Below are 6,000 nucleotides of genomic sequence, written 5' to 3' on the forward strand. Positions count from 1 at the left end.
AGCACGTATGGTAGAACGCGTGCTTGACCCACCAACGATCAGCGAAATCATTGAGATGGCGTTGAGCGATCACGTTAGCTTTGATCAGATCCGAGCCCTGCATGGGCTGGGTCCGGATGAGGTAAAGGCGCTGATGCGGCGAAATCTAAAATCCGGCAGCTACCGGGCTTGGCGCAGGCGTGTGCGGCAGTTTTCCGACCGGCGCGAGGTATACAAATGAAGCCCGATCCCCATCCATGGGCTTGCGATCTGACCCAGTTGCATGCTGGGTCTGGCTGCGCCTTATCCGTGGCGTCCGCGACCGGCACGCCCCGACCCGGTGCCCAACACTTGCCACCGTCACCCCAGACGGCAGGCCGCAGGCCAGAACTGTCGTGGTGCGTGCCACGGACAAACCAGCCGGAACGCTGGACATTCATAGCGACATCCAGTCGGCCAAGGTTCAGGAGTTGCGTGCAACGGCTTTCGCCGCGTTGGATGTGTGGGACGCCTCGGCGCATCTGCAAATGCGGCTGGAAGCCCGGGTCACGATCCTGACTGGTCAGGATCGTGACCATGATCTGGGCGGGTGTGCCTGAGGTGTCCAGGCTGTCCTATGGCACCATCCCCGCACCGGGCCAGCTTATCGCGCAGGCGCTGGACTACACGAACGGGCCCGATCCTGGATCTTTCGCTGTTCTACGGCTAAGCGTTCAGACGATAGACGCCCTGCACCTTGGCCCGAACCATAATCGCGCCCGATTTAGTCGCATGGGTAATTGGGCGGGGGAATGGCTGGCGCCTTGACGGTGGCGCGGCGTGACTTGTTGTATGGCAAAGCGGTTGAAGGGATCAAACCAAGGCGCGGCGCAGCGATGCCATCCCTTCGGCATCGACCATTAAAGTATCCGCCTTGGTCAAGCCATCGTTTCGGTCCCTTTTCTGCCGTCCCTAAGCTGGGCGTTTGCGATTGTGATGATGCGTCGCATGATGGTGGTCATGGCGAGTTTGGCGGGTTTTCCGGCGGCCCTGAGGGCATTGTATGTGGCTTTGAGGGATGGATTGAAGCGGATTGCGACGAGGGCTGGCCTGTAGATAGCCTGTCGCAGGATGGCGCGTCCGCCTTGAATGAAGGCCTTGCCAGGCCTTTGGCCGGATTGCCTTGTCACTGGGGCGAGGCCTGCGAGGCTGATCGCTTTGTCGAGGAGGGGCATGGGCATCGTGAGGCGGCGCGGTTCGTGAACGACATGGTGATTCTGAAGCGCGCGACCGGGGGCCTTGCTCCGAAGGTCCAGGGCAATCATGCTGCGGGCAAGCCGGCACCGTACAGTGGCTGGCTTCGCGAGCGGCTGGCGGCCAAGGGGGATCTGACGCTGGACGGGATCGTGGCCGAGCTTGCCGCCGTGCATGGCGTGACGGCGCACCGCGGATCAGTCGGCCTGTGGCTGCACAGGCTTGGCCTCAGCCATAAAAAACTCTGCTCGCCAGCGCAATCCTACGGCCCGAGGTGGCCGAGCGGCGCAGGGTCTGGATTGAGGCCCGCCAGTCTGACATGGCCAACATGCTGGAAAGACTTGTGTTCATCGACGAACCGAAGGTCCGCGAAGCGAAACTTCGCGCAAGACCAACCTCGTCAAGACGACCGGCTGGGCCCCCGTGGGCAAGCGCCTCATCGACCATGCCCCCTTCGGCCACGGGCACATCCAGACCTTCATTGCGGGCCTTGCTCATGACGGGCTGATCGCTCCTTGGGTCCTCGACGGCGCGATGAACCGCGCCAGCTTCGACGCCTACATCAAGAGCCAACTCGCCCCGGCGCTGCGGCCCGGACAGATCGTCGTGGCCGAAAACCTGTCGGCCCACAAATCCAGCCGGGCCCTCGAAGTGCTCCGTGCCTACGGCAATGACCTGGTCTTCCTGCCGCCGTAATCACCCGATCTGAACCCCATCGCGATGGCCTTCTCCAAGCTCAAGACCCTGATCTGAAAGGCCGCTGCCAGAACCTACCAAGCCCTGTGGAAACAGGTCGGGGCCGTCCGCGACATGTTCCTGCCGACGGAATGCCGAAACGACTTCATGGCCGCAGGATTTGGTTTGAATTGAACGCGACACGCTCTGAGCGCAAGGTGGGTTGGAAACCTACCCCACGCCTTCTGGACCCAGACAGCACAGACCGCTTGCGCAAACTGACATCCAGTGCCTCGATATGCGGACAAAGTGCGCAGGCATCGACAACAGGTTTTATCAACTGCTCTAGCGTGGCGTCATGGCTGGCGCGCGCCAAAGCGTAGATTTCCTAGATCAACCGATCATAGTCGAAGACACCCGCCGTCTCATCCCGCGCGATTATCACCAGATGCCGCGCAATCGTCCGCGCCAGATCCAGTAGATGCACATCGGGAACGACGCTATCCGGGGCATAAGTTCCAATCCGCGCGGCGATCTGCAGGGCTTTCAATTCGATACAGTTCAATTATGGCGAGGTCAGGTCTCCGTCTTTTGATAGTGACGAAGCACTGGTCGATGGCACCGTTGCGACACAACATTTAAAAATGCGACATTCACTCAACTTCATCCGGGGCGACATCGTCGGTGGCAGTTGGTCTTGGCTTTGGCAGGTGGTGGGCCAGCACGGCCTTGTAATGCCGCAGACGCCTGCGTGTCATTGCGCCGCCATCCCTCCCGCTTGGCGTGAACGAGATATTCCAGATTGGCGGCAGCCGATCCTTTGCCTGCATCAATTTGGTGACATGCGCATTGCCGTTGACGAAACATTGATGCCCTCCGCTGGGCGGCAAGGATGCTGCTCGCCACATCAGTCAAGGCAAAGGCATTATTCTGCGGTGAAGGCGGCCAATTGACTGGCTGATTTGCCACAGGTCTTGCCGGTGAAATGGGCGAGCGATCCACTATCTTTGTATTACAAGAAGATGCTTGGACACATCATGAAACACAGTAAAGACTTTACGCCTGATCTGCTGCAGGTGCACCATAAGCCACACAGCATGAACGACCGCGCCGCATTGCGCGTGGTAAAGACGATGCGGTTTTTCGCGGACCAGTTCTTCGCAAAACGCTATGGGCACCGGGCCGTAGTGCTGGAAACTGTCGCGGCGGTTCCGGGGATGGTCGGGGGTTTGCTACAGCATCTTCGCGCCCTCCGGCACATCCGCGACGATCAGGGCTGGATCAAGGAACTGATCGAAGAGGCCGACAATGAGCGCATGCATTTGATGACATTCATCCAGATCGCGCAGCCAAGTCGGCTTGAGCGCATATTGATCATGGTGGCGCAGGCGGTGTTCTATAATCTGTATTTTTTCCTCTACCTGCTGGCCCCCAAAACCGCACACCGGGTGGTCGGTTACCTGGAGGAAGAGGCGGTGATCAGCTATACCCACTATCTGGAAGAGATCGACTCCGGTCGGGTTGAAAACGTACCAGCACCGCAGATTGCGCTAAAGTACTGGAACTTGCCATCGACCGCGCGCCTGCGCGACGTGGTAATTGTCGTGCGTGCAGATGAGGCCCACCACCGCGACACCAACCACCATTTTGCCAACCAGATCGCCAAAGGCGTGCATTCGTGAACGCGGAGCAAAGCCGCCGTAAAATGGGGGCTGCCCGCGAGCGACCGGGCAACCCCAAAGATTGAGGCTACGGTCGTCGATCAGACATTCATTTAAAGAAAGTGTAGCCATGCTCGATGTAGAAATGGTCCGCAGGGATTTTCCGATTTTGTCGCGCCAGGTGAATGGCAAGCCTTTAGTTTATCTAGATAATGGCGCTTCGGCCCAAAAACCAAAGGTGGTGATCGATGCAATCGCAAGGGCCTATTCGCATGAATACGCCAACGTGCATCGTGGCTTGCACACCCTCTCCAATCTGGCGACTGACAATTACGAACGGGTGCGTGGCATCGTTGCGCGGTTTTTGGGTGCAGCCAACGAGAACGAGATCATCTTTAATTCGGGCGCGACGGAAGGCATCAACATGGTCGCCTATGGTTGGGCGATGCCCCGCATGCAGGCAGGCGATGAGATCATTCTCAGCATAATGGAACACCACGCGAACATCGTGCCGTGGCATTTTCTGCGCGAACGGCAGGGTGTGGTGATAAAATGGGTGGATGTGGACAGCATGGGTATGCTCGATCCGGCAAAAATGCTGGACGCGATTACACCGCGGACCAAACTGATTGCGGTCACGCATTGCTCAAACGTTTTGGGCACCGTCGTGGATGTGGCGGCGATTTGCGCAGGTGCACGTGCACTTGGCGTGCCTGTGTTGATTGATGGCAGCCAGGCGGCGGTCCACTTGCCGATCAACGTGCAACAGATCGGCTGTGATTTCTATGCAGTGACGGGTCACAAGCTGTACGGTCCTTCCGGGTCCGGCGCGATCTATGTCCGCCACGACAGGATGGCCGAGATGCGACCCTTCATGGGTGGCGGCGACATGATCCGCGAGGTCACGCGCGATAGCGTTGTCTACAACGACGCGCCGATGAAATTCGAGGCGGGAACCCCCGGCATCGTGCAGACCATCGGTCTGGGCGTGGCGCTGGATTACATGACGGCGCTTGGGATGGCCAACATCGCCGCCCATGAGAACGGGTTGCGTGACTATGCCATCACGCGTCTTGACGGCTTAGCCTGGATCACGGTGCAAGGAACAATGCCTGACAAGGCCCCGATTTTCTCCTTTTCGATGCAGGGTGCCGCCCATGCGCATGACATATCGACCATCTTGGATAAAAGGGGTGTCGCGGTGCGCGCAGGCCAGCATTGTGCCGGGCCATTAATGGCGCATTTGGGGCTTACTGCCACCTGCCGCGCGTCATTCGGACTGTATAACACCGCTTCAGAGGTTGATGTGTTGATCGATGCGTTGGAATTGGCGCACGACTTGTTCGCCTGACAGCCGCCCGATGTGCGATCAGTTGGCCAATACAGGCGATGCGCCGATGAAATTCCGATCTTCGATCTGTTTGACGAGAAAGTCAGCCACGTTGGATCGCGCAATAATCCCGTTCCGCCATTCTGACCGTTCGCGAAGAATCTCGTAGCGGCCTGTTTTTGGACCATTCAACAGCACGCCCGGCCGCGCGATTGTCCAGTCAAGACCGCTTTGCTTGATCATCTGTTCCTGCAGGCTCTTGTCGTCATAGACACGGCCAAAAACAATCTGAAACGGGACGCGCTGCAGAAAACCAATGCTTACGCGGCTGTCGCCCGGGTGGTGTCGCGAAGTTGGTGGAAATTTGAAGGTGGCGTAATCTCCGGGTGAACCAAACCACCCAACCGGCGGCTTATACCGCCAGAGGAGATCACGCCATGACCCAGATTACAGACACCAGCAAGCTTGCGCTACTTGCATTTGAGGAAGGTTTTGATCCAATCGAGGATCGCCTTCGCACCAACATCCGCGGCACGATTGAGGCCGTTTTTGATGAAGAACTGAACGGCTTTCTCGGCCGTTTGCGCTATGGTCGAACGGCCGGGGCCGTGAAGGGCTATCGCCACGGCAACCGGGATCGCCAGATCATCGGGACCTTTGGGACCGAAACAATCAGCGTGCCACGCGCTCGCGTTGAAGACGAGGCAGGCCACGTCAGCGAATGGCGCTCGAAGGCGCTACCCCGCTATCAGCGGCTGACCAAGACGGCCGAAGCGCTGATCGCGTCGGTTTATCTCGCGGGTACGAACACGCGGCGGGTGAAGTGCGCGCTGTTTGCGCTGTTCAAGGGGGCTGTCAGCAAAGACGTCGTCAGCCGCGCCTGGCGCAAGGTGAAGGTGGATTGGGACGCCTGGTGCGCCCGTAGTCTTGCTGATGAGGACATCATCCGACTGATCCTTGACGGCACCGTCATCAAGACGTGTCTCGACAAGAAGGCCACGAACCTCTCGGTGCTCGCAGCCATCGGTGTGCGCCGAGATGGTCAGAAGGTATTGCTTTCCATCATGAATATGGGCGGCGAGAGCACGGCAGCGTGGCGTCAATTTCTCGATGATCTGGATA

8 protein-coding genes and 1 pseudogene are annotated in these 6,000 nt (G+C 58.7%); 6 read left to right on the forward strand and 3 right to left on the reverse strand.

From position 1 onward, the window contains the following. The first annotated feature begins 7 nt into the window (after positions 1-7). A complete protein-coding gene (locus Q7V03_RS02815) occupies positions 8-220 on the forward strand; it encodes a DUF2805 domain-containing protein (RefSeq protein WP_304924096.1) in 213 nt (70 codons plus the stop codon). A 16-nt stretch (positions 221-236) separates the two neighbouring features. Next, on the forward strand, positions 237-578 hold the full coding sequence (locus Q7V03_RS02820) for a pyridoxamine 5'-phosphate oxidase family protein (protein WP_304924089.1): 342 nt from the start codon (positions 237-239) through the stop codon (positions 576-578). A gap of 318 nt (positions 579-896) precedes the next feature. Here Q7V03_RS02820 and Q7V03_RS23780 read toward each other — a convergent pair whose 3' ends face one another. Further along, entirely contained in the window at positions 897-1,388 is a 492-nt protein-coding gene (locus Q7V03_RS23780; protein ID WP_370651066.1) for a transposase, read from the reverse strand. A 220-nt stretch (positions 1,389-1,608) separates the two neighbouring features. Between Q7V03_RS23780 and Q7V03_RS02830 the strand changes: the two are divergent. Continuing rightward, positions 1,609-1,908: pseudogene (locus tag Q7V03_RS02830) on the forward strand (transposase); the annotation flags it as partial. A 367-nt stretch (positions 1,909-2,275) separates the two neighbouring features. Here Q7V03_RS02830 and Q7V03_RS02835 read toward each other — a convergent pair. Further along, a complete protein-coding gene (locus Q7V03_RS02835; RefSeq protein ID WP_304924090.1) occupies positions 2,276-2,452 on the reverse strand; it encodes a hypothetical protein in 177 nt (58 codons plus the stop codon). A 472-nt stretch (positions 2,453-2,924) separates the two neighbouring features. On the opposite strand from Q7V03_RS02835, the gene Q7V03_RS02840 reads away from it, so the two are divergent. Beyond that, the gene (locus tag Q7V03_RS02840) at positions 2,925-3,569 is read left to right on the forward strand and encodes an alternative oxidase (protein WP_304924091.1); all 645 of its coding nucleotides are present in this window, start codon (positions 2,925-2,927) and stop codon (positions 3,567-3,569) included. Positions 3,570-3,678: 109 nt separating this feature from the next. Beyond that, positions 3,679-4,899 (forward strand): cysteine desulfurase, encoded by a 1,221-nt coding sequence (locus tag Q7V03_RS02845; protein ID WP_304924092.1) that lies wholly within the window; start codon positions 3,679-3,681, stop codon positions 4,897-4,899. Positions 4,900-4,917: 18 nt separating this feature from the next. On the opposite strand, the gene Q7V03_RS02850 is transcribed toward Q7V03_RS02845, so the two are convergent. Continuing rightward, positions 4,918-5,196, reverse strand: coding sequence for an NAD(P)-dependent oxidoreductase (locus Q7V03_RS02850; protein WP_370651067.1), 279 nt, complete (start codon positions 5,194-5,196; stop codon positions 4,918-4,920). Positions 5,197-5,315: 119 nt separating this feature from the next. Between Q7V03_RS02850 and Q7V03_RS02855 the strand changes: the two genes are divergently transcribed. Then, positions 5,316-6,000: transposase (locus tag Q7V03_RS02855; RefSeq protein ID WP_304924093.1), on the forward strand; the 685-nt coding region annotated here is incomplete at its 3' end.

Origin of the sequence: Cypionkella sp., assembly GCF_030652235.1 — a bacterium.
Lineage (GTDB): Bacteria > Pseudomonadota > Alphaproteobacteria > Rhodobacterales > Rhodobacteraceae > Cypionkella.